The organism is Acidocella aquatica, from assembly GCF_030160635.1.
Taxonomy (GTDB): domain Bacteria; phylum Pseudomonadota; class Alphaproteobacteria; order Acetobacterales; family Acetobacteraceae; genus Acidocella; species Acidocella aquatica.
The window spans coordinates 1-1439 of the sequence record NZ_BSOS01000054.1; the positions used below are offsets into that span (position 1 = coordinate 1).

Sequence of the window (1439 nt, forward strand, 5' to 3'; positions counted from 1 at the left end):
TTGAATGATGGAGGTGGGCCAAAATTCGCCAGCACTGCTGGGCCAATATTCAGTAGCAAAGCCATATCGAGCGTCATGCGTTCCAGTGGGGTGGTTATGGCACCACTTCTTATTTTGATTCTATCAGTCTGGGGCGTTCGCCTTCCGCTTGCCGCGCTGTTATCGGGGTTCGGTGCTAACGGTATTCTCTATGGCTTCACAGCTGGTTCAGTCGTCTCGCTGGTTTTAACGTTCACGTATTACCGCTTTGGCCATTGGCGTCAGACCAGACTGCTTTTAAGTTCAGGCTGATGCGCCTGAAGCGCGTTAGCCATCTGTCATACGCGCGCGCAACTGAAACGAGCCGTTGTATCGACACTTGGTATGGCATGCGATCCTATTGCCCCCGAACAGGGGAAACGAGGCCCGAGCTTCTGTTCTCCCGCCCTCGCCTCGTGCAATGAATCTAAAGCGCCGCAACGGCGAAAAACAATATAGAAGGAGGAAGTGACCAATGGATGCGACCCTCGAGAGAAAACTGTGTGAGCTGATCGACCGCCAGGACATCTGGTCTGTCCTTCTTCGCTACGGGCGTGGCCTGGACCGGCTCGACCGGGATCTGATCCGCTCATGCTATCATGACAACGCAGTTGATGATCATCACGTCTTTGTCGGCACTTCAGATGCCTTCATTGACTGGGCGTTCGAGAACAGCCGCGCGTTTAATATGGTGCACCATCATGGCGTCAACAATCATACATGCGAGCTCGATGGCGACGACGCCTATGCCGAAACTTACTACACATATATTGGCGCCAATGTTCAGCCACCCCATTTACTCTCAATCGGGCGATACATAGATCATTTCCAGCGCCGTGACGGCGTCTGGAAAATTGCCAACCGTGTCTGCGTCATCGAAAAGACCTTCGATCTGACAGAGACGACCGACAGGAGCGCTGAAAGCGGCAATCTGCGATATGGCCCTTTGCGCCCCGCCACGCGTGACAGAAGCGACCTCAGTTATCAACAACCCGTTGTGCCCCGGCGCCCCTTGGGGGAGCAACCTAGCGCGTGACCGGGATCAGTTCGTCTTCTGGATCCTATTCTCCGGTAAACACCGGCTTGCGGCGGCCAATGAAGGCCGCGATGCCCTCAGTGCCGTCGCGGCTGGCGGCAGTCTCGGCGATATTTTCCAATTCCGCATCGAGATGGTCCTGCAGGAATGCGTCGCGCGCGAACAGGGCTTTGAATACGCCATAGGCGCGGCTAGGCCCCGCCGCGAGACGCAAGGCAAGAGCTTCGGCCTCACACACCAAAGACGGATCATCGGCGATGCTCGTGACCAGGCCCCAGGAAAGCGCTTCCTCCGCTGTGAGCCGTCGATTTGTATAGGCTAGTGTCCGTCCACTAACGCTAAGGTATTGATATTATTCTGTTAATTCCGCTGTTTGGGCTTTCAA

2 protein-coding genes and 1 pseudogene are annotated in these 1439 nt (G+C 55.4%); 2 read left to right on the top strand and 1 reads right to left on the bottom strand.

What is annotated here, in order from left to right:
- Both QQJ84_RS09000 and QQJ84_RS09005 read left to right on the top strand, forming a co-directional pair.
- Positions 1-291 (top strand): hypothetical protein (locus tag QQJ84_RS09000; protein WP_284257819.1); only part of this gene is annotated, 291 nt, incomplete at its 5' end.
- Positions 292-493: 202 nt separating this feature from the next.
- Complete coding sequence (locus QQJ84_RS09005; protein ID WP_284257820.1) at positions 494-1054, top strand: nuclear transport factor 2 family protein; 561 nt, start codon at positions 494-496, stop codon at positions 1052-1054.
- Between the two features lie 25 nt (positions 1055-1079).
- Here the strand turns inward: QQJ84_RS09005 and QQJ84_RS09010 are convergent.
- Positions 1080-1364: pseudogene (locus tag QQJ84_RS09010) on the bottom strand (enoyl-CoA hydratase/isomerase family protein); the annotation flags it as partial.
- Positions 1365-1439 lie beyond the last annotated feature (75 nt).